Source organism: Rhodococcus sp. G6(2025) (assembly GCF_058628105.1).
Window position 1 is genome coordinate 5,503,362 of the sequence record NZ_CP179750.1, and the last position, 21,041, is coordinate 5,524,402.

At 69.0% G+C, this 21,041-nt stretch carries 17 protein-coding genes; 9 read left to right on the plus strand and 8 right to left on the minus strand.

Going from position 1 to position 21,041, the window contains the following annotated elements; all coding sequences use genetic code 11:
- Positions 1–51: 51 nt before the first annotated feature.
- From ACLIVD_RS25370 to ACLIVD_RS25380, 3 genes are all read right to left on the minus strand, one after another.
- Complete coding sequence (locus ACLIVD_RS25370) at positions 52–1,512, minus strand: vWA domain-containing protein (RefSeq protein ID WP_283333618.1); 1,461 nt, start codon at positions 1,510–1,512, stop codon at positions 52–54.
- A gap of 11 nt (positions 1,513–1,523) precedes the next feature.
- Positions 1,524–2,405, minus strand: coding sequence for an AAA family ATPase (locus tag ACLIVD_RS25375; protein ID WP_005261286.1), 882 nt, complete (start codon positions 2,403–2,405; stop codon positions 1,524–1,526).
- 63 nt (positions 2,406–2,468) lie between these two features.
- On the minus strand, positions 2,469–3,749 hold the full coding sequence (locus ACLIVD_RS25380) for a glutamate-5-semialdehyde dehydrogenase (RefSeq protein ID WP_283333617.1): 1,281 nt from the start codon (positions 3,747–3,749) through the stop codon (positions 2,469–2,471).
- A gap of 114 nt (positions 3,750–3,863) precedes the next feature.
- On the opposite strand from ACLIVD_RS25380, the gene ACLIVD_RS25385 reads away from it, so the two are divergent.
- The 9 genes from ACLIVD_RS25385 to ACLIVD_RS25425 all read left to right on the plus strand — a co-directional run bounded on the left by ACLIVD_RS25385 (position 3,864) and on the right by ACLIVD_RS25425 (position 13,879).
- Positions 3,864–4,964, plus strand: coding sequence for an NADH:flavin oxidoreductase/NADH oxidase (locus ACLIVD_RS25385; RefSeq protein ID WP_283333616.1), 1,101 nt, complete (start codon positions 3,864–3,866; stop codon positions 4,962–4,964).
- A gap of 243 nt (positions 4,965–5,207) precedes the next feature.
- Positions 5,208–6,677 carry an MFS transporter gene (locus ACLIVD_RS25390; protein ID WP_280782397.1) on the plus strand — a complete coding sequence of 490 codons (1,470 nt, stop codon included), beginning with the start codon at positions 5,208–5,210 and terminating at the stop codon, positions 6,675–6,677.
- A 9-nt stretch (positions 6,678–6,686) separates the two neighbouring features.
- Positions 6,687–7,553, plus strand: coding sequence for a ribokinase (locus ACLIVD_RS25395; protein WP_317567616.1), 867 nt, complete (start codon positions 6,687–6,689; stop codon positions 7,551–7,553).
- A gap of 59 nt (positions 7,554–7,612) precedes the next feature.
- Positions 7,613–9,712 carry a RecQ family ATP-dependent DNA helicase gene (locus ACLIVD_RS25400; RefSeq protein ID WP_283333613.1) on the plus strand — a complete coding sequence of 700 codons (2,100 nt, stop codon included), beginning with the start codon at positions 7,613–7,615 and terminating at the stop codon, positions 9,710–9,712.
- A 151-nt stretch (positions 9,713–9,863) separates the two neighbouring features.
- Positions 9,864–10,376, plus strand: coding sequence for a diaminobutyrate acetyltransferase (ectA, locus tag ACLIVD_RS25405; RefSeq protein ID WP_009474013.1), 513 nt, complete (start codon positions 9,864–9,866; stop codon positions 10,374–10,376).
- Positions 10,377–10,403: 27 nt separating this feature from the next.
- Positions 10,404–11,666: a diaminobutyrate--2-oxoglutarate transaminase gene (gene ectB, locus ACLIVD_RS25410; RefSeq protein ID WP_491930834.1), complete on the plus strand. Its 1,263-nt coding sequence runs from the start codon at positions 10,404–10,406 to the stop codon at positions 11,664–11,666.
- Between the two features lie 19 nt (positions 11,667–11,685).
- Complete coding sequence (locus ACLIVD_RS25415) at positions 11,686–12,084, plus strand: ectoine synthase (RefSeq protein ID WP_005248060.1); 399 nt, start codon at positions 11,686–11,688, stop codon at positions 12,082–12,084.
- 10 nt (positions 12,085–12,094) lie between these two features.
- Positions 12,095–13,030, plus strand: coding sequence for a D-isomer specific 2-hydroxyacid dehydrogenase family protein (locus ACLIVD_RS25420; RefSeq protein ID WP_105415006.1), 936 nt, complete (start codon positions 12,095–12,097; stop codon positions 13,028–13,030).
- Positions 13,031–13,051: 21 nt separating this feature from the next.
- A complete protein-coding gene (locus ACLIVD_RS25425; RefSeq protein ID WP_491930835.1) occupies positions 13,052–13,879 on the plus strand; it encodes an NAD-dependent protein deacetylase in 828 nt (275 codons plus the stop codon).
- Between the two features lie 3 nt (positions 13,880–13,882).
- Here the strand turns inward: ACLIVD_RS25425 and proB are convergent, their stop codons facing one another.
- The 5 genes from proB to ACLIVD_RS25450 form a co-directional block, all read right to left on the minus strand.
- The gene (proB, locus tag ACLIVD_RS25430; protein ID WP_317567613.1) at positions 13,883–14,983 is read right to left on the minus strand and encodes a glutamate 5-kinase; all 1,101 of its coding nucleotides are present in this window, start codon (positions 14,981–14,983) and stop codon (positions 13,883–13,885) included.
- Positions 14,980–16,440: a GTPase ObgE gene (gene obgE, locus ACLIVD_RS25435; RefSeq protein ID WP_280782391.1), complete on the minus strand. Its 1,461-nt coding sequence runs from the start codon at positions 16,438–16,440 to the stop codon at positions 14,980–14,982. The genes proB and obgE overlap by 4 nt, the downstream gene beginning before the upstream one ends.
- A gap of 143 nt (positions 16,441–16,583) precedes the next feature.
- Positions 16,584–16,847 carry a 50S ribosomal protein L27 gene (rpmA, locus tag ACLIVD_RS25440; RefSeq protein ID WP_005248077.1) on the minus strand — a complete coding sequence of 88 codons (264 nt, stop codon included), beginning with the start codon at positions 16,845–16,847 and terminating at the stop codon, positions 16,584–16,586.
- 42 nt (positions 16,848–16,889) lie between these two features.
- A complete protein-coding gene (rplU, locus tag ACLIVD_RS25445) occupies positions 16,890–17,201 on the minus strand; it encodes a 50S ribosomal protein L21 (protein ID WP_005248081.1) in 312 nt (103 codons plus the stop codon).
- 206 nt (positions 17,202–17,407) lie between these two features.
- Positions 17,408–20,815 (minus strand): translation initiation factor IF-2 N-terminal domain-containing protein, encoded by a 3,408-nt coding sequence (locus tag ACLIVD_RS25450; RefSeq protein WP_491930836.1) that lies wholly within the window; start codon positions 20,813–20,815, stop codon positions 17,408–17,410.
- Positions 20,816–21,041 lie beyond the last annotated feature (226 nt).

The window sequence follows — 21,041 nt, forward strand, 5'->3', positions numbered from 1 at the left end:
CGCCGACGCGCGCCCGCTGCTCCCTGTTCCACGAGTGACGAGCTTACGTGTTCACACCGGCAGCAACCCGGCGACCACCGACGCCAGCTGCTGAGCGGATCGGCATTCGTGCATGCTGATGACCTCGTTGTACACCTTGGCCGCCGAGTCGCCCGTTCCCCACTGGCCGCGGGGCTCCGGGTTGAGCCAGTGCGCGTGTTTCGCCACCGATACGAGGCGGGCCAGGGCCTCCAGATTCGGGTCGCGGTAGTTGTTGCGGCCGTCGCCGAGCACTAGCAGCGATGTCCGCGAGGTGATGCTCTGGGTGAACCGCTCGGCGAACACCCCGAACGCGTTGCCGTAGTCGGAGTGCCCGTCGTAGCCGACCAGGTCGGCTTCCCGGATCATCCGCGACATGGCGCTGCCGAGGTCGGCCCCCGCATCGAAGAAGCGGGTGACCTCGTCGGTGGTGTCGATGAACGCGAACACCCGCACCCGGGAGAACTGTTCGCGCAGGGCGTGGACGAGCAACAGGGTGAAGTGGCTGAAACCGGCGACCGAACCCGAGACGTCGCACATCACGACCAGTTCGGGACGCGCCCGGCGGGGCTTGCGCTGGACGAGGTCGATGGGCACTCCGCCGGTGGACATCGACTTGCGCAGGGTCCGCCGCAGGTCGATCGAACCGGCCCGGTTGCGGCTGCGCCGCACGGCGAGGCGGCTGGCGAGCAGCCGGGCCAGCGGGGTGACGTTGCGTTTCAGTGCCGTCAGTTCGGCGTCGGACGCGCGGAGGAAGTCGACTTCCTCGGCCAACCGGGGCACGCCGTACGACGCCACCCGCTCCTTGCCGAGGTTCTCGGCCGACCGTCGCCGCGTCTCCTTCTCGATCATCTTCCGGAAGTCGGCGATCCGCTGGGCGGCGGTGCGCTTGGCCACCTCGGATTCGTAGCTTTCCGTCGTTCGGGCTTCGCCGTCCTGCTGATTCCCCAGGAGTCCGTCGAGGATCTTCTTCAGCAGGGTTTCCGGCGCGACGTCCCGCAGCGCCTGGTACGCGGAGAACGACGGGCCGTTCGCCGACTGGTACTGGCCGAGTTCCTCGACCATCTGCGCGGTCAGGAGCTCGGTGAGCTCGATCGCCTCCGGTGATCCGTCGGTGAGGAGTTCGACGATCAGCTCGCGCAGCGCCTCGTAGTCGATCTCACCCTTCCCGTTCCGCGGCAGACTCGTGTCGATCGCCCCGTCCGCCCGGCTTCCGACCGCCGCCGGGAACCAGAGTTCGAACAACGCGTCGAACGTGGGTCGGTGGGTGGGCCGCCGCAGCAGCGCGCACGCAAGCCCCTCGCGCAACGATTCGCGGTCGAGCAGATCGAGGACCGACATCACCTGACCGGCGTCGACCGTCTCGGACGGACCGACCGTGATGCCGCGCCGCCGCAACGCCTCGACGAAGTCGACGAGATGCCCCGGCAGCCCGTGCGGCGCCGCGGGACCGCCCGGCTTCGACCGGGACGCGAGTGGACCACCAGCAGCCATGGGGAAGTCCTTCAGTTCAGTCGCAGCTCGGCAGCGGCCCGTAGCTGGTCGGATTGGTGTTTGAGGACGACGCCCATCGTGGCGCGCACGGCGTCGTCGTCGAGGGTGTCGAGCCCGAGCGCCAGGAGGGTGCGGCCCCAGTCGATGGTCTCGGCAACCGAGGGCAGCTTCTTCAGCTGCATGCCGCGCAGCACGCGGATGGTCCTGACCAGCTGCTCGGCCACCGCCTCGGGCAGCTCCGGCACCCGGCTCGCCAGGATCCGCCGCTCGAGCTCGGCGTCGGGGAAGTCGAGATGCAGGAACAGGCAGCGGCGCTTGAGCGCCTCGGACAGTTCACGGGTGGCGTTCGAGGTGAGGACGACGAACGGCTTGCGCGTGGCCGTGATGGTGCCCAGTTCGGGGACGGTGACCGCGAAATCGCTGAGCACCTCGAGGAGCAGACCCTCGATCTCGACGTCGGCCTTGTCGGTCTCGTCGATCAGCAGCACCGTCGGGTCCTCGCGCCGGATCGCGGTCAGCAGCGGCCGAGACAGCAGGAACTCCTCCGAGAAGACGTCCGCCTTGGTGGAGTCCCAGCTGTGGTCGCTGCCCGCCTGGATGCGCAGAATCTGCTTCGCGTGGTTCCACTCGTACAGCGCGCGCGCCTCGTCGACGCCCTCGTAGCACTGCAACCGCACCAGTTCGGCGCCGGTGGTCTCGGCGACGGCGCGGGCGAGTTCAGTCTTGCCGACGCCGGCGGGACCCTCGATGAGCAGGGGTTTTCCGAGCCTGTCGGCGAGGAACACCGCGGTCGCGGTGCCCTTGTCGGACAGGTAGCCGGTTTCGGCGAGCCGAGCGATGACGTCGTCGACGCTCGCGAAGAACGGCGTCGTGGTGGGCAGTGCGCGATCCACGCTCGCTCCTTTCAGAAGGGGTGACGGGCAGAGGGGCTGAGGGAAAGGGGGTGGGCGAAACGCCTAGACCGGGCGGGTGTGCCCGTCACCCCAGACGATCCACTTGGTGGACGTCAGTTCGGGGAGCCCCATCGGGCCGCGCGCGTGCAGCTTCTGCGTGGAGATCCCGATCTCGGCGCCGAATCCGAACTGTTCACCGTCGGTGAAGGCGGTGGACGCGTTGACCATGACGGCGGCGGCGTCGACCCGGGCGGTGAACTCGCGGGCGGCCGCGAGGTCGGACGTCACGATGGCCTCGGTGTGGCCGGTCCCGTAGCGGTCGATGTGCTCGACCGCGGCGTTCAGATCGTCGACCACCTTGAGCGCCACGTCCAGGGTGAGGTACTCCTCCGACCAGTCCGACTCGGTCGCGGGCACCAGACCCGGCAGATCCCCGTGGACCGTCACGCTGTGCGTCTGCAGGGCCTGCAGCAGCTTCGGCACCGCCGTCTCGGCGATCGCGGCGTCGATCAGCACCGTCTCCGCGGTGTTGCAGACACTCGGTCGCCGCGTCTTGGAGTTGAGCAGGATCCGTTCGGCCATCTCCAGGTCGGCCGCCGAGTGGACGTAGACGTGGCAGTTGCCGACGCCCGTCTCGATCGTCGGGACGGTCGCATCGCGCACCACGGCGCTGATCAGGCCTGCGCCGCCGCGGGGAATGACGACGTCCACGAGGCCGCGGGCCTGGATCAGGTGCGTCACGCTGGAGCGGTCGTCGCTCGGCAGCAACTGCACCGCGTCCTCCGGCAGCTGCTGCGCCGCCAGCGACGCCCGCAACGCCACGACCAGCGCCGCGTTCGACTTCGCCGCGGACGAGGAGCCGCGCAGCAGTGCTGCGTTGCCGGACTTGAGTGCCAGCCCGAACGCGTCGACGGTGACGTTGGGGCGGGCCTCGTACACCATGCCCACCACGCCGAGCGGAACCCGCAGCTGACGGAGTTCGAGACCGTTCGGGAGGGTCGAACCGCGCACCACTTCACCGACCGGGTCGGGCAGACCGGCCACCTGACGCAGCCCGGACGCGATCCCCTCGATGCGCTCCGGGGTCAGCCGCAGGCGGTCGAGCAGGGAGTCCTCGGTGCCCGACGCCCTGGCCGTCTCGATGTCGGCGGCGTTGGCGGCGAGGATGTCGGCGGAGGCGGCGACCACGGCATCGGCCGCCGCATGGAGCGCCGCATCCTTCTGCGCGGTGGTGAGCAGCGCGAGGACCCGCGACGCGGTGCGGGCGCGACGGGCCGCTGCGTGGACGGCTTCACGGGTATCCACCGCGGCACCGGCCGACGAGGTGGAGGTCACTGCAGTCATGAAGACAGCCTATATACCGGGGCCTGTACACCGCGGAGCGGGAACGACTGGGAATGATTTGGTCCCCCGCGCAGGTTGCGACTGGTCGAGACCATCAGAGGCAGGAGTGCTGTAGTGAGCGTGCTGTTCGAACCCATCACCTTCCGCGGAGTCACCATCCCCAATCGGGTGTGGATGGCGCCGATGTGCCAGTACTCGGCCGACGTGACGGGCCGCGACGTGGGAGTTCCCAACGACTGGCACCGGACGCACCTCGTGACGCGCGCCATCGGCGGTGCCGGCCTGATCCTCACCGAGGCGACGGCCGTCAGCCCGGAGGGCCGCATCAGTCCCGCCGACCTCGGCATCTGGAACGACACCCAAACCGAGGCCTTCGCGGAGATCAACGCACAGCTCGAGTACTTCGGCGCGGTCCCGGGCATCCAGCTCGGTCACGCCGGGCGCAAGGGCTCCGCGCACGTCCCGTGGCGCGGGGGCGGGAGCCTCGACGGCGACGATCGGCTGTCCTGGCAGACGGTGGCGCCGAGCGCGATCGGTTTCGGCGACCACACCCCGCCGGCCGCGGCGACGACCGACGACATCCGGAAGGTGGTCGCCGATTTCGCGGCCGCCGCCGAGCGGGCGTCGCGTGCTGGTTTCAAGGTGGTGGAAATCCATGCGGCACACGGCTATCTGCTGCACCAGTTCCTCTCACCGGTCAGCAATCATCGCACCGACGAGTACGGCGGCAGCTTCGCGGGCCGTATTCGCCTCCTGCTCGAGGTCGTCGAGGCGGTACGGGGGGTGTGGCCGGCCGAGTTGCCCGTGTTCGTCCGGGTCTCGGCCACCGACTGGCTGTCCGAGGAGCCCGGCCTCGACGCGGACAGCTGGACGCCGGATCAGACCGTCTCCCTCGTGCAGGCCCTCGCCGATCTCGGCGTCGACCTGGTCGACGTCTCCAGCGGCGGCGTCGCCTCCGCCCGGATCCCGATCGGGCCCGGCTACCAGGTCCCGTTCGCCCGTCGCATCCAGAACGAGACCACGGTCCCGGCCGCCGCCGTCGGGCTCATCACCGAGCCGGAGCAGGCCGAGCGGATCGTGGAGTCGGGAGAAGCCGTCGCCGTGTTCCTCGGGCGCGAACTGCTGCGCGACCCGTATTGGCCGCGAAAAGCCGCACTGGTATTGAATGCCCAGGTGACGCCGCAGATTCCGGCGCAGTACGCCCGGGCGTACTGAGGCTCGGGCCGACAAGCCCCGGTATCCTTTGCTACGGTAATCGCTCTTACAGCTGGTAGTCCCGCACCCCGGACGGTGGGGCGGGACCGAGCCACGAGCCAGAGCCGATCGGCGGGGGCCGCATCGCGCCGAAGGGCCGTGGGCTGCCGAACCCGACCAGCAATCGCCGTGCGGGCGACGAAAAGATGCGTGCATCAGGTACGTGCCCCGCGCGGGTGATAACTGCGCTGGGGAGCGCACGACATGAATGCACCAGATCACTCGATCACGTCGGCCGAGGTGGCCGAATCACCTGATGTCACGGTCACCGACGAGGCCTCCGTCAAACGGGCCGTCAAGGCGACCATGCTCGGTAACGCCATGGAGTGGTTCGACTTCGGCGTGTACGCCTACCTCGCGACCACCATCGGCAAGGTCTTCTTTCCCGAGGCGAGCGGCACCGCACAGCTGCTGTCGACGTTCGCGATCTTCGCCGCGGCGTTCATCGTCCGTCCCCTCGGTGGACTGTTCTTCGGTCCGCTCGGTGACCGGATCGGCCGCAAGAAGGTGCTCGCCACCACGATCATCCTGATGGCGGGCAGCACCTTCGCCATCGGCCTGATCCCGAGTTACGGATCCATCGGGCTCGCAGCGCCGATTCTGCTGGTGCTGTTCCGGCTCGTGCAGGGATTCTCCACGGGCGGCGAGTACGGCGGCGCCAGCACGTTCGTCGCCGAGTACGCGCCGGACAAGCGCCGCGGGTTCTTCTCGAGCTTCCTCGAATTCGGAACCCTCGCGGGGTATGTCGCGGCCGCGGGTCTGGTCACCATCATCAGCACCGTGGTCAGCGCCGACGCCCTGGTGGACTGGGCGTGGCGAATTCCGTTCCTGCTCGCCGGTCCGCTGGGCCTGATCGGCCTGTACCTGCGGCTGCGGCTCGAGGAGACGCCCGCGTTCCAGCAGATGGAGCAGGCCGAAGAGCGTTCGCTCGCAGACGAATCCACGGGACGCAAACTGCGCGAGACCCTGGTGGAGAACTGGCGCCCGCTGGTGCTGTGCGTCATCCTGGTCGCCACCTACAACATCGCGCACTACGGCCTGCTCAGCTACATGCCGACGTACCTGTCGAACACGCTCGGCTACGACGAGTCGCACGGCCTCGTCCTCATGATCATCGTGATGCTCATCATGATGGTGTGCATCAGCTTCGTCGGGAAGCTGTCCGACCGGGTCGGGCGTAAACCGTTGCTGCTGGCCGGTTTCGTCGGATTCTTCGCGCTGTCGCTGCCCGCGTACCTGCTGATCGGTGTCGGGCACTACTTCACCGTCTTCCTCGGCCTCGCGATGCTCGGCGGGCTGCTGCTGCTGTTCGTCGGCGTCTTCCCGTCGGTCCTTCCCGCGCTGTTCCCCACCGGAATCCGCTACGGCGGCCTGGCGATCGGCTACAACCTCGCGGTGTCGATCTTCGGTGGCACCACACCCCTCGTCCTCACGGCGTTGCAGGATGCGACGGGCAGCGACCTCGTCGCGCCGATGTACATGATGGTCGCGGCCGTCGTCGGCGGTATCGCGGTCCTGCTCATCTCCGAGACCGCCCGGAAGCCGCTGGAGGGTTCACCGCCCGCCGTGGCCACGGACGCCGAGGCCCGCCGCATCCTGAAGCGCCTCCGCCGCACCAAGGGCGACGCATCCGCAACACCCGCACAGGAGACGGCGGCCGCCGACGCGGGCTAGTCTCGGAGTATGTCCGCTCCCAGGGTCGCCGTGGTCGGCAGCGTCAACATGGACCTACTGACCGCGACCGAACGGTTGCCCGCGCCGGGAGAGACGATCCTGGGCAGCGCCTTTGCCGCCACCCCCGGCGGCAAGGGCGCCAACCAGGCGATCGCGGCCGCGAGGGCCGGCGGAGCCGTGACGTTCATCGGTGCCGTCGGCTCCGACATGTTCGCTCTCGACTTGCGGGAGGCCCTCGTGGACGCCGAGGTCGACACGCGGTACCTGCGTGAGGTGGACGGGCCGAGCGGGATCGCGGCGATCACCGTCGACGCCGCCGGCGAGAACAGCATCGTCGTGGTTCCGGGCGCCAACAGCACCGTGGTGGATCTGACCCCCGCCGAACTCGCGGCCGTCGCGGACGCCGACGTCCTGCTCTGCCAACTCGAGATCCCCCTGGGCACCGTCGTTGCCGCGGCGGCACACGCCGCGGCACACGACACCGTCGTGATGTTGAATCCGTCACCAGTGCAGCCACTTCCGGCCGAACTCGTCAAGCTGGTCGACGTGCTCCTCGTCAATCAGACCGAGGCGGCGCAACTCGGCGCCGAGGTCACCGGCGCTGTCTCCCACGTCGTGACCACGCTGGGGTCGTCGGGCGCGGACTACGCGGGCAGCGACGGCACAACGCTCCACACCGACTCCTCCGAGGTCGAGGTGGTCGACACGACCGGGGCCGGCGACGCGTTCGCCGGCGCCCTGGCCGTCTCGTGGCGACGCGGGCCCGCGACCGCCGTCCCGTTCGCGTGCACGGCGGGCGCGCTCGCCACCACCCGCCGAGGCGCCTCCACCTCGTCGCCCACCCTTGCCGAGATCGAGGCGGCGCTGCCCGCCTGAGCGAGCTCCTGCGGTCGCCCGGATCCTCCGTGTCACCCGTGTCGTGCACCATGGGGGGCATGACGACCGCCACCGAACCCGCACTCCGTGACGAGGCCGAACGGCTGCTCCGCGAGCTGGCAGGCGAGCACGCCACCCTCCGCGACGACCAGTGGACGGCGATCGAGGCGCTCGTGGTGGGCCGCAGACGGGCGCTGGTCGTCCAGCGGACCGGCTGGGGCAAGTCGGCGGTCTACTTCATCGCCGCGAAGCTCCTGCGGGCGCACGGGCACGGCCCCACGGTCATCGTGTCGCCGCTCCTGGCACTCATGCGGAACCAGGTGGCCTCGGCCGAGCGGGCGGGTGTGCGCGCCGCCACCATCAATTCCGGGAACGTCACCGAGTGGGACGACATCCACGCCCGGGTTGCCGACAACGAACTGGACGTGCTGCTGGTAAGCCCCGAGCGTCTCAACAATCCCGACTTCCGCGACCAGGTCCTCCCCTCCCTCGCCGCCGACGCGGGCCTCGTCGTGGTCGACGAGGCGCACTGCGTGTCGGACTGGGGTCACGACTTCCGCCCCGACTACCGGCGGATCCGCACACTGATCGCCGAACTGGGCGAGGGCATCCCCGTGCTGGCCACCACGGCCACGGCGAACGACCGCGTCGTCTCCGACGTCTCCACGCAGCTCGGGGTGGGCGGCGCCGAAACGCTCGTCCTCCGCGGCGGCCTCGAACGGGAGTCGCTGCACCTGTCGGTCGTGCAGATTCCGGAGGCCACCGCCCGGGCGGCGTGGCTCGCCCAGAAGCTCGACAGCCTGCCCGGCTCGGGCATCATCTACGCGCTCACCGTGTCGGCGGCGCGGGATCTGGCGAGCCTGCTGTCCGAGCAGGGCCACACGGTCGCCGCGTACACCGGGCAAACCGACGCCGCCGAGCGCGAGACCCTCGAGCAGGACCTGCTCGGCAACCGCGTCAAGGCCCTCGTGGCGACGTCCGCGCTCGGCATGGGGTTCGACAAGCCCGACCTGGGGTTCGTCGTGCACCTCGGTGCGCCGTCGTCCCCCATCTCCTACTACCAGCAGGTCGGGCGTGCCGGACGGTCCACCGACCGCGCCGAGGTCATCCTGCTGCCCGGGTCCGAGGACAAGCAGATCTGGAGTTATTTCGCGTCCGTGGCGTTCCCACGGGAGCACGTGGTGCGCCGGGTGATCGAGGTCCTCGACACCGACCGGCCGCAGTCCACGCAGGCGCTCGAGCCGCTGGTGGAGCTGGGCCGCACCCGGCTGGAGATGGTGTTGAAGGTGCTCGACGTGGACGGGGCCGTCCGCCGGGTGCGCGGCGGCTGGGTGGGCACCGGGGAGCCCTGGACGTACGACGCGGACCGCTACGAGCGCCTCGAACGCGCCCGCGAGTCCGAGCAGCAGGCGATGATCGACTACCAGCGGATCAGCACGTGCCGGATGGCGTTCCTGCGCGAGCAGCTCGACGATCCGGGTCTGGCGGCGGGGACCTCGGAGTGCGGCCGGTGCGACAACTGCACCGGAGTGCGCCACGACGCGACCGTGGACGCCGAGGCGGTGCAACAGACCAGAACGCGTCTCGAGCGGCCAGGCGTGGACCTCGCGCCCCGTAAACAGTGGCCTACGGGCCTCGCGAAGCTCGGCGTGGCGCTGTCCGGGAAGATCACGGACGGCCCCGAGCCGGGGCGCGTCCTGGGCCGGCTGTCCGACCTGGGCTGGGGACAGCGGCTGCGTTCCCTGCTCGACGAACCGGACGGACCTGCCCCCGACGCCGTCCTGAAGGCCTGCATCCAGGTGCTGGCCTCCTGGGACTGGGCCGAGCGGCCCACCGCCGTCATGGCGGTCGAATCCGCCACCCATCCCCTTCTGTCGGCGTCGATCGCGGGGCAGCTCGCCGCTGTCGGACGCCTCACTGACCTGGGAGTTCTGCGGCTGCGCCCGGAGCATCCGCCGGTGTCCGCGGCCAACTCCGCCTACCGGGTGGCCGGGCTCGTCGACGCCTGGGAGGTCCCCGACCTTCCTGCCGGCGCCGGACCGGTGTTGCTCGTCGACACCCTCACGGACACCGGCTGGACCCTCACGATGGCCGCCCGGACGCTCCGCGCGGCGGGTGCCGCGTCGGTCCTCCCTTTCGCGCTCGCGAGTCTCAAATAGGCGAAGTGTGTCGCTTGCGGTTCACCCAAAAGTTACATAATGTGATGAGCATCACTTTGCACGTCTCACCTGCAAAGCTCCGCCACCTGAGCTGTCCAATTTCGCGAGGCACGTGAAATCGAAGGGGATGGTTGTTAGGTTCGAATTTCCAATGACGCCTGTTCAGAAGAGTGCCATCCCGACCACCGCGCCGGACGCGGTGTTGTTCAGAAGTCCAGAGATCACTGACGGAGTCCGGCTCTGGGAGATCGCCAGGAACACGGAAGTGCTCGATCTCAATTCGAGCTACGCATACCTGTTGTGGTGTAGAGATTTCAGCCGCTCGTCGGTCGTCGCAGTCGTCGACGAGCGCGTCGTGGGATTCGTATCGGGCTTCATCCGCCCCGAATCCCCAGCGACGCTGTTCGTCTGGCAAGTCGCCGTAGACGCAGACCAGCGCGGCAAGGGAATTGCAGGTCGCATGCTGAGCGCGCTGCTCGACCGACTTGCACCCGAAGGGATTACCCATCTCGAAACGACGATCAGCCCCGACAACGAGGCCTCGATCGCGCTGTTCACAGCATTGGCGCGTCGCCGAGATACGGCGATCAACAAGCAAGAATTGTTCTCCCCTAACGATTTTCCCGATGGACACGAAGCCGAAGATCTGTACACGATCGGCTAAGAGCATGCCCCGGAGGAATGCAGCAACATGACTAACTTCGATACGAACATCTTCGACAACCTCGAATCCGAGGTTCGCAGCTACAGCCGCGGCTGGCCCGCCGTCTTCGAGTCGGCGTCCGGATCGTGGATCCGCGACGAGAACGGTCGCGACTACCTCGACTTCTTCGCCGGTGCCGGTTCGCTGAACTACGGCCACAACAACCCGGTACTGAAGTCGGCGCTCGTCGACTACATCGTCAGCGACGGCATCACGCACGGTCTCGACATGTCGACCGTAGCCAAACGCGACCTGCTCGAGACCTTCGAGGACAAGATCCTGAAACCCCGCGGTCTCGACTACAAGGTCCAGTTCCCCGGACCGACCGGCACCAACACGGTCGAGGCCGCACTGAAACTGGCGCGCAAGGTGACGGGTCGTTCGTCGATCATCAACTTCACCAACGCTTTCCACGGAATGACGCTCGGCGCCCTGTCGGTCACCGGTAACTCGATGAAGCGCGCCGGCGCCGGAATCCCGCTGGTGCACGCCACCCCGATGCCGTTCGACAACTACTTCGACGGAGTCACCGAGGACTTCCACTGGTTCCGCCGCGTGCTCGACGACTCGGGCAGTGGCCTGAACCGTCCGGCCGCCGTGATCGTCGAGACCGTGCAGGGTGAGGGCGGCGTCAACGTCGCCCGCGCCGAGTGGCTGCGCGCCCTCGCGGACCTGTGCGCCGAGCGCGAAATCCTGCTGATCGTCGACGACGTCCAGATGGGCTGCGGACGCACCGGGCCGTTCTTCTCCTTCGAGATCGCCGGCATCACCCCGGACATCGTCTGCCTGTCGAAGTCGATCAGCGGCTACGGCCTCCCGATGGCGCTGACGCTGTTCAAGCGTGAGCTCGACGTGTGGGGCCCGGGCGAGCACAACGGCACGTTCCGCGGCAACAACCCGGCGTTCGTCACGTCGAAGGTGGCCCTCGACCACTACTGGTCCGACGACACCCTTCACAAGACGACGCTGACCAAGGGCGAGAAGATCCACCAGGCGTTCACCGATCTGGCCAACCAGTTCGAGGGCTCCATCTCGACCCGCGGTCGCGGCCTGGTCCAGGGTCTCGTGTTCGACGAGCCGGAGAACGCGGGCAAGGTCTGCAAGCTCGCCTTCGACGAGGGCCTGCTCGCGGAGACCTCCGGACCGTCGGACGAGGTGGTCAAGCTCCTGCCGGCGCTCACCATCACCGACGAGGAACTGGACCACGGACTCGCGATTCTCGCCGACGCCACCGGCAAGGTTTGCAGCTAGAGAGAGGACTGACACTCACATGATCGTTCGTACCACCGCAGAAATCACCGACACCGAGCGCGACATCACCAGCGAGGACGGAAACTGGCGCAGCAAGCGCATCATCCTCGGCGGCGACAAAGTGGGCTTCTCGTTCCACGAGACCACGATCAAAGCGGGCTCGGTCAACGAGTTCCACTACGCCAACCACGTCGAGGCCGTCTGGCTCGTCGAGGGAACCGGCAAGTTGATCGACCTCGACAACGACAAGGTCTACGAACTCGGCCCCGGTTCGATGTACCTGCTCAACGGTCACGAGCGTCACCGTGTCGAGCCCGACACCGAAATGCGCATGCTGTGCGTCTTCAACCCGCCCGTCACCGGGCGTGAGGTCCACGACGAAAACGGTGTCTACCCGTTGATCGAGGTTCCCGCGTAAGTTCGACCCCATGGCCGACGACGCTGCTGTTCCAGCTATAGCCATCGGACCCGCCCCGGACCCGCTCCTCGAGGATGCGGTGCGCCGGGGCGGTGCCCGTGTGGCCCCCCTCGACTCCGCGGACGCCCTGGTCTGGACCACGGGTCCGATCGGGTTCCCGGACCCGCTTCCCGAGAACATCCGCTGGGTGCAGTTGAACTCCGCGGGTGTCGAGGAGTGGTTCGCCGCGAAGGTGATCAGACCCGACACCACCGTGCTGTGGACGTCGGCGGCGGGCGCGTTCGCCGCCACCGTCGCCGAGCACGCGCTGACGCTGCTGCTGGCCGGGGTGCGGGCACTCCCGGAGCACCTCGAGGCGAAGACCTGGCGGCAGCAGGAGTTCTATTCGAAGATCGGCACCCTACGGGGCACCACGGTGGCCATCGTGGGTGCCGGCGGAATCGGCCGGGCACTGATCCCGATGCTCGCGGGCGTCGGGGCCGACGTCATCGCGGTCAATCGCTCCGGCAGCCCGGTGCCGGGCGCGATCGAGACGCTTCCCACGACCCGCCTGGGCGAGGTGTGGGCCCGCGCGGATCACTTCGTGATCGGGGCTCCCGCCACCGACGCCACGCACCATCTGGTCGGGGCGGCGGAATTCGCGCAGATGAAGCCGACCGCGTGGGTGATCAACGTCGCGCGCGGCTCGCTCGTTCACACCAATGCACTGGTGAAAGCGCTGCGGGACAACACGATTGGCGGAGCGGGACTCGACGTCACCGATCCCGAGCCGCTTCCCGACGGCCACCCGCTGTGGGATCTGCCCAACGTGATCATCACCCCCCACGATTCCAACCCGCCGTCGGTGCGCCCCCCGGCATTCGCCGAGCACGTCGCGCTGAACGTCACCCGCTTCGTCGCCGGTGAGAATCTCACCGCTCTGATCGATCCTGTCGTCGGGTACTGAGCCGGCGCTACCCTGGAGTGCGTGTTCGCCCGACTGATCGACGTACTCGGTGGCCGGCGCCTGTGTGTGATCACCGGCGCCGGCATTTCGACGGATTCCGGGATCCCCGATTACCGGGGTCCGGATTCGCCACCGCGCAATCCCATGACGTACCAGCAGTTCACCGGTGATCCCGATTTCCGCCGCCACTACTGGGCGCGGAACCACCTCGGCTGGCGCCACATGGACGCCGCCCGGCCCAACACCGGCCACCGCGCCCTGGCGGGGCTCGAGCGGGCGGGTGCCGTGAGTGCCGTCATCACCCAGAACGTCGACCTGCTGCACACCAAGGCAGGCAGTCGCCGGGTGATCGACCTGCACGGCACGTACGCCCAGGTCCGGTGCCTGACGTGCGGCACCCTGATCTCGCGGGCCACGCTCGCCGACCGGCTCGAGCGCGCGAACCCCGGTTTCGCCGAAACCGTCGCTGCCGCACAGGGAGTGGAGATCGCACCGGACGCCGACGCGGTGATCACCAGCACCGAGCATTTCCGGACGGTCGACTGCGAGACGTGCGGCGGTCTGCTCAAACCCGACATCGTGTACTTCGGCGAATCCGTCCCGAAACCGAGGGTCGCCGCCGCCTACGACGTGGTCGACGAAGCCGAGGCGCTCCTGGTGGCCGGCTCGTCGCTCACCGTCATGTCGGGACTGCGGTTCGTCCGGCACGCCGCCAAACGCGGAATCCCCATCGTGATCGTCAACAGGGGCACCACGCGCGGCGACGAGTTCGCCACCCTCACGCTCCACGCCGGCTGTTCGGAAGCACTCACCGCACTGCTCGACGCGTCCTCCGCGCTGCCCGCGTGACCGTCAGAGCGGCACCAGATCGTCCGCGTGAACGACGGGACGCTGCATCTCCGCGGGCAGTTCCTGGGTCGACTTGCCCAGGATGTCGCTGATCTCCGCCGAGTCGTAGGCCACCACTCCCCTGGCCACGGGTCGCTCGTCGGGGCCGAGGAGCGACACGACGTCGCCGCCGTAGAACCTTCCCGACACCGCGCTGATCCCCGCGGGCAGCAACGACCGCCGCTTGGTGACGACGGCACGCACAGCGCCCTCGTCGATGTGCAGGATCCCCTGCTCGTCCGCGGCGTGGCGTACCCAGAACTTGCGCGCCGACAACCGCGACGGCCGGGCCGCGAACGCCGTCCCCACCCCGGCGTCCCGCAGCGCTGCCCCGGCGTCCGAGGCGGCGGCGAGCAGCACCGGCACGCCGGCATCGGCCGCGAGGCGCGCTGCCGACAGCTTGGACGCCATCCCGCCGGTGCCGAGAGCGCCGCCCGAGCCCGCGACCACCCCGTCGAGATCCTCGGGGCTGTTCACCTCGGCAATCAGCGTGGCATTGCCCTTGCGGGGGTCGCCGTCGTACAGCCCGTCGACATCCGACAGCAGGACCAGGGCATCGGCGCCGACCAGGTGCGCGACGAGCGCCGCGAGCCGGTCGTTGTCACCGAATCGCAGCTCCGCCGTGGCGACGGTGTCGTTCTCGTTGACGATCGCGACCGCGTGCAACGCGCGCAGACGGTCGAGGGTGCGTTGCGCGTTGCGGTGCTGCGCGCGGCGGGCGATGTCGTCCGCGGTGAGCAGCACCTGCCCGACGGTGCGGCCGTACCGGGCGAACGACGTGCCCCAGGCGTGGGCCAGCGCCAGCTGGCCCACGCTCGCGGCGGCCTGCTTCGTCGCCAGGTCCCGTGGCCGCTTGGTCAGCCCCAGCGGGGCCAGACCCGCACCCACGGCCCCGGACGACACGACGACCACGTCGGAACCGGCACGCATCCGTTCCTCGATCGCATCGGCCAGCGCGTCGAGTCGACCGACGTCGAGCCCGCCGACCAGGCTGGTCAGCGCGGACGATCCGATCTTCACGACAATGCTGCCCGCCGACGCGATCGTGCGCCGGGTGGCGCTCACTGGTCTTCGGGGTCGAGGCCTTCGAGACCGCGACGGACCCTGGATGCGTGCTTGCGTTCGGTCGCGCCGATGCGCTCGACCTGATCCAGACGCGGGTCGGTGCCGCGACCGGTGCGGGTGAGATCGACGCCGGCCGGTGTCTGGGGCTCCCAGTCGAAGCTCACGTTGCCGATCGTGACGGACGCGCCCGGCTCCGCACCCTGCTTGACGAGCTCGGTTTCCACACCGAGCCGCGCGAGGCGGTCGGCGAGGTAACCCACGGCCTCGTCGTTGTCGAACTGCGTCTGCCGCACCCAGCGCTCCGGCCGTGTGCCGCGGACGATGAACCCACCGGGAATCTCGGGGTCGGCGACGACGCTGAAGCTGTTCTCGTTCGAGATCACCGGGCGGATCACCTGACGCTTCGGCTCGGCCTTCGGGTGCGCCTCACGGTAGTCCGCAACCAGCTTCGCGAGCGCGAACGTCAACGGGCGCAACCCCTCTCGGCTGACGGCCGAGATCGTGAAGACCGGCCAGCCGCGGGCCTCGAGGTCGGGGGTGACCATCTCGGCCAGCTCGGCCGCCTCCGGCACGTCCGCCTTGTTCAGAATCACGATGCGCGGCCGGTCCGCGAGGTCACCGAGCCCGGCGTCGCCGGACAGCGCGCCCTTGTACGCGGCGAGTTCCGCCTCGAGTGCGTCGATGTCGGAGATCGGGTCGCGGCCCGGGTCGAGCGTCGCGCAGTCGACGACGTGCGCCAGCACGGCGCACCGCTCGAGGTGGCGCAGGAAGTCCAGTCCGAGCCCGCGGCCGTCGCTCGCGCCGGGGATCAACCCGGGCACGTCGGCCACCGTGAACGTGGTGTCGCCGCTCGACACCACACCGAGGTTCGGCACGAGGGTCGTGAACGGGTAGTCGGCGATCTTCGGCTTCGCCGCCGACAGCACCGACACGAGCGAGGACTTGCCCGCCGACGGGAACCCGACCAGCCCGACATCGGCCACGGACTTCAGTTCGAGGACCAGTTCCCGCTCGACGCCGTCCTCACCGAGGAGCGCGAAACCCGGCGCCTTGCGCGCCTTCGAGGACAGGGCCGCGTTGCCGAGTCCGCCGCGGCCACCCTGGGCGGCTTCGAAGCGGGTGCCGACACCGATGAGGTCGGCGAGAATCCGGCCGTCCTCGTCGAGGACGACGGTGCCGTCGGGGACCCTCAGAATCAGGTCGTCGCCCTGGGCGCCGTCACGGTTGCTACCCATCCCCTGCTTGCCGTTGGTGGCCTTCGCGTGGGGGTGGAAATGGAAGTCGAGGAGGGTGTGGACGTTGCCGTCCACCTCGAGCACGACGTCACCGCCACGCCCGCCGTTGCCGCCGTCCGGGCCACCGAGCGGTTTGAACTTCTCCCGGTGTACGGAGGCGCAGCCATTGCCGCCTTTTCCGGCGCTGACGTGCAGCACGACGCGGTCAATGAATCGGGACATGACTGCCGGATCCTTCCTCAGTCAATTGTGTTGATCTCACTCGTGAAAAAAACAATAGGGGCGGACCGGGTATCACGACCCAGGTCCGCCCCTATTGGGAGCTTGAAACGTCCCTCACGGGACGATGCATACTCGCGGCAGGACTAGGCCTCTGCCGCCGCCGGAACGATGTTCACGGTCTTGCGTCCACGCTTGGTGCCGAACTCGACGGCACCGGCAGAGAGCGCGAAGAGCGTGTCGTCGCCGCCACGACCGACGTTGACGCCGGGGTGGAAGTGGGTTCCGCGCTGACGCACCAGGATCTCGCCGGCGCTGACGGACTGGCCGCCGAAACGCTTCACGCCGAGTCGCTGAGCATTTGAATCGCGACCGTTACGGGAGCTGGATGCACCCTTCTTATGTGCCATGTTCTTGACCCTCCTCGGGTGAAATCAGCTCTGAAGCTCTAGCTACTTGATGCCGGTGACCTTGAGGACCGTCAGCTTCTGCCTGTGGCCCTGACGCTTGTGGTAGCCGGTCTTGTTCTTGAACTTGTGGATCCGGATCTTCGGACCCTTGGTGTGCTCGACGACCTCACCCGTGACCGAGATCTTGGCCAGCTTGTCGGCGTCGGTCGTCAGATCGGATCCGTCGACGACGAGAACGGGAGCAAGCGAGACAGCAGTGCCGGGCTCACCCTCGATCTTCTCGACCTTGACGAGGTCACCAACAGCGACCTTGTACTGCTTTCCGCCGGTCTTGACGATCGCGTACGTTGCCATCGGAGGGCTACCCCTTGCTTCTTCGAACTTGCTCGCGCCACAGTGTGCGCGACTGGTCTGGTGTGACGGCTAGCTCGGTCGAGATCGCGCAGCCTTCACAAGTGAGGGCACAGCTGACCTTCATCGCCGAGTAGCGACTGGTCAAGGTTACAGGAAGGCAACCGTTCCGTACAAACCGGCGCCGATTGCCTTCCCGCGCTCCCTCGTCAGTTGTCGGCGTCCACCGGCGGGCCGGCGGGACGTGCCGCCGCCCGGCGACGACGCGGCCTGCGCGGCGCTGCCTGCGAATCCGCGCCGTCGGGCGAGGACGCCGGCGGCGCGCTCACGGCCGACGCCGACATGGCCGGTTCCGGCTCCGGTGCGTGCTCCGCGCCGGTCTCCGATGTCGGGATCACGAACACCGTCCCGGCGCTCGGGGTTTCGGACACCGGCGCCGCCGCTGCCCTCGACACCCGGCGGCTCCTTCGCCGCGGCGGGGCCACCGGCTCCGGCTGGGGCTCGGGCTCGCGCTCCACGACGGGTTCCGGGGTCTCGGCGACCGGAGCCGCTTCGGCCGGCGCGGCTTCGACGGACGACTCCTCGGCTACAGCCTCTTCGGCCACGGCTTCTTCGACCACAGCTTCCTCGGCGACGGTGTCCTCCGCCTCGGGTGCCACGACGGCTTCCGCAGCGACCGCTGCCGGGGCTTCGGCCACGGCTTCTTCGATGCCGGGCAGGTCAGCCGCCGGTGTCTCCGCTTCGGCGGCGACCGGCTGCTCGGGCTCGGGAACCGCCGCGGCGGGCTGCTCGGCGGATTCCGCGTCGTGCCCGCTGTGTGCGTGCGCGGCCTCCTCCTCGTGATGGTGGTGTGCCATCGCGAGAGCGACCGGGTGGGCCCGCTTGACGGTGGCGTCCACCGTCGGGGTCTCCTCGTGCACGGGAGGCTGCGACGTCTCCCCGCCGGACGACTTGTCGCGTCCCCGCTTCTTGCGGGAGCCACCGGAGTCGCCGCCGCGGGACGACCCGCGCGCACCGTTGTCCTCGGAGGTCTTCACCTCGATCGGCTCGGCGTGGACGATGATGCCCCGGCCGTGGCAGTGCTCACACGTCGTCGAGAACGCCTCGACCAGCCCGGTGCCCAGCTTCTTCCGCGTCATCTGGACCAGGCCCAGCGACGTGACCTCGGACACCTGGTGGCGGGTGCGATCCCGGCCCAGGGCCTCCGTCAGGCGTCGCAGCACGAGATCCCGGTTGGATTCGAGCACCATGTCGATGAAGTCGACGACGATCATGCCGCCGATGTCGCGCAGGCGCATCTGCCGGACGATCTCCTCGGCCGCCTCGAGGTTGTTCCGGGTGACGGTCTCCTCGAGGTTTCCGCCGGCACCGGTGAACTTGCCGGTGTTGACATCGACCACGGTCATGGCCTCGGTGCGGTCGATCACGAGCGTGCCACCGGACGGCAACCAGACCTTGCGGTCGAGTGCCTTCGCCAGCTGCTCGTCGATGCGGTGCGCCTCGAAGACGTCGACACCGTTGTCCGACGTGTGCTGCTCGAGCCTCGGCATGAGATCGGGGGCCACGGACTTGATGTACGACTCGACCGTCGACCAGGCCTTCTCGCCCTCGATCACGAGCTTGGAGAAGTCCTCGTTGAACAGGTCGCGGATGACCTTCACGAGAAGGTCGGGCTCCTCGTACAGGGCCTGCGGGTTGCCGGACTTACCGGATTCCGCCTTCGCGGCCTGAGCCTCGATCCCGGCCCACTGGTCCTGCAGACGCTTCACGTCGCGGGCGAGTTCCTCCTCGCTCACCCCCTCCGACGCTGTCCGGATGATGACTCCGGCGTCCGAGGGCACGATGTCGCGCAGGATGTCCTTGAGGCGCTTGCGCTCCGTGTCGGGCAGTTTGCGGCTGATACCGGTGGACGTGCCGCCGGGCACGTACACGAGGAAGCGGCCCGCGAGGCTGATCTGCGTCGTCAGCCGTGCACCCTTGTGACCGACCGGGTCCTTGCTGACCTGGACCAGCACCTGGTCGCCCGGCTTGAGCGCCTGCTCGATCTTGCGGGAGTTGCCACCGAGCCCGGCGGCCTCCCAGTTGACCTCACCCGCGTACAGCACGCCGTTGCGGCCGCGGCCGATGTCGATGAACGCGGCTTCCATGCTGGGCAGCACGTTCTGGACGCGTCCGAGGTACACGTTGCCGACCATCGAGGCCGACGCCGACGTGGTCACGAAGTGTTCGACGAGGACGCCGTCCTCGAGCACGGCGACCTGCGTCGTCGCGTGCGGTTGCCCGGTGGCGATGCGGTCGCGCACCACCATCACGCGGTCGACGGCCTCGCGGCGGGCCAGGAACTCCGATTCCGTGAGGATCGGCGGGCGCCTGCGGCCGGCATCGCGGCCGTCGCGGCGACGCTGACGCTTCGCCTCGAGCCGCGTCGACCCGGTGATGCCCTGGACCTCGTCCTTCGAGCGGCTCTTGTTGCGAGGTTCACGCTCGTGGACGACGGTGTTCGGCGGATCGTCCTCGGACGTGGCCTCGCCCGACCCCTCGCCACCGGACTTGCGACGGCGACGACGGCGACGGCGACGGCTCGACCCGTCGGAGTCACCCTCACCGGTCTCTTCGTCACCGGACTCCGCTTCCGCCTGCTCGGCCTCCGCGGGCTTCTCCTCGGAATCCTTCTTCGGCTTCTCTTCGGGCTCCCGAGTCGGTGTCTCGGCGGCCTTCTCCTCGCGAACGGATTCCCGCGCGGATTCCTCGGCCTCGGCACCCTCGGTGTCGATGTCGGTGTCCTGCTCGTTCTGCTGTTCGCCCCGTCCGCGACCACGGCCGCGGCGGCCGCGGCGACGACGACGCGGCTGATCGCCGTCCACGTCGGACTCGTCCGACTCGGTGTCGGCGGTTCCGGTGTCCGTGGCCTTGGCGGGCTCGGGCACCTCCTCGCGCGTTTCGGCGACGGGCGGCTGCTCGGTGGTGGGTTCCGGGGTCCCGGCGTCCCGGCGGCTGCGCCGGCGTCGCGGCGGGGTCTCGACCGCTGCGAGGTCGGGCTGCAGGAAGAGCGGGACCTGCGAGACGGCGGGCGGGGTCTCGCTGGCGGGCTCGGCGGCGGGAGCCTCGACCTGGTAGGACGCAGTGGTGAACAGGTCACGTCCGAGGTCGCGCTCGGCGACCGCGGCTTCCTCCGCGACGGGCTCCTGGGCGGGAGCTTCCTGGGCCGGTGCTTCCTCGGTGGGAACTTCGGGGGCCGGAGCCTGCTCGGCCGCCGCTTCCTCGACGTCCGAAGCCGCGACCTCGACGGCGGGTTCGGCGGCCGGGGTCTCCGCGGCCGGTTCGGCGGCCGGGGTCTCCGCGGCCGGTTCGGCCGCGGCGGGTGGCTCGGTGGGAGCGTTCTGCGCAGCGGTGAAAGCTGCGTGCACCCGCTCGGCGACGTCGCGTTGCAGGCTGGACTGCGCGCTGCGCAGTTCGGTTCCGAGGGCCGCAGCCTCGGCGAGAACCTGCTTGCTCGTCACGCCCAGCAACTTCGCGAGGGCGTGAACGCGCATCTTCTCCGGAAGAGCGGGAACCGCGCTCCCGGCGGTGGCCGATTCGTTCGGCTCTGAATTTGTGGGCGGCGCTTGATCGGCCACGTAGTCTCCTCAGCCCCCGGGCGCGTCCACTCCCGTGTCTGGGGGTGTCACGCGGCCACGCGAGGGCGCAGTATGTGTACTCGCGCCCCAGATGTGAGCGCGAGATTGTCTGGTCTCGCTCCACACAGCGCGTGCAGTGTCCGTTTTCACTGCACACCCATGTAGTGCCTTGCGGATGGCCGTCGTCCGCGGCGCGAGCGCCTGATCATCCAGCGTGCCGAAACGC

Bases quoted from the DNA above. Each gene is read 5' to 3' on its own strand.
- ectB (WP_491930834.1), top strand. From the start codon at position 10,404: ATGACTAACTTCGATACGAACATCTTCGACAACCTCGAATCCGAGGTT.
- rplU (WP_005248081.1), bottom strand. From the start codon at position 17,201: ATGGCAACGTACGCGATCGTCAAGACCGGCGGAAAGCAGTACAAGGTC.
- ACLIVD_RS25390 (WP_280782397.1), top strand. From the start codon at position 5,208: ATGAATGCACCAGATCACTCGATCACGTCGGCCGAGGTGGCCGAATCA.
- ACLIVD_RS25380 (WP_283333617.1), bottom strand. From the start codon at position 3,749: ATGACTGCAGTGACCTCCACCTCGTCGGCCGGTGCCGCGGTGGATACC.
- ectA (WP_009474013.1), top strand. From the start codon at position 9,864: ATGACGCCTGTTCAGAAGAGTGCCATCCCGACCACCGCGCCGGACGCG.
- ACLIVD_RS25395 (WP_317567616.1), top strand. From the start codon at position 6,687: ATGTCCGCTCCCAGGGTCGCCGTGGTCGGCAGCGTCAACATGGACCTA.
- obgE (WP_280782391.1), bottom strand. From the start codon at position 16,440: ATGTCCCGATTCATTGACCGCGTCGTGCTGCACGTCAGCGCCGGAAAA.
- ACLIVD_RS25420 (WP_105415006.1), top strand. From the start codon at position 12,095: ATGGCCGACGACGCTGCTGTTCCAGCTATAGCCATCGGACCCGCCCCG.
- ACLIVD_RS25370 (WP_283333618.1), bottom strand. From the start codon at position 1,512: ATGGCTGCTGGTGGTCCACTCGCGTCCCGGTCGAAGCCGGGCGGTCCC.
- ACLIVD_RS25400 (WP_283333613.1), top strand. From the start codon at position 7,613: ATGACGACCGCCACCGAACCCGCACTCCGTGACGAGGCCGAACGGCTG.
- rpmA (WP_005248077.1), bottom strand. From the start codon at position 16,847: ATGGCACATAAGAAGGGTGCATCCAGCTCCCGTAACGGTCGCGATTCA.
- ACLIVD_RS25415 (WP_005248060.1), top strand. From the start codon at position 11,686: ATGATCGTTCGTACCACCGCAGAAATCACCGACACCGAGCGCGACATC.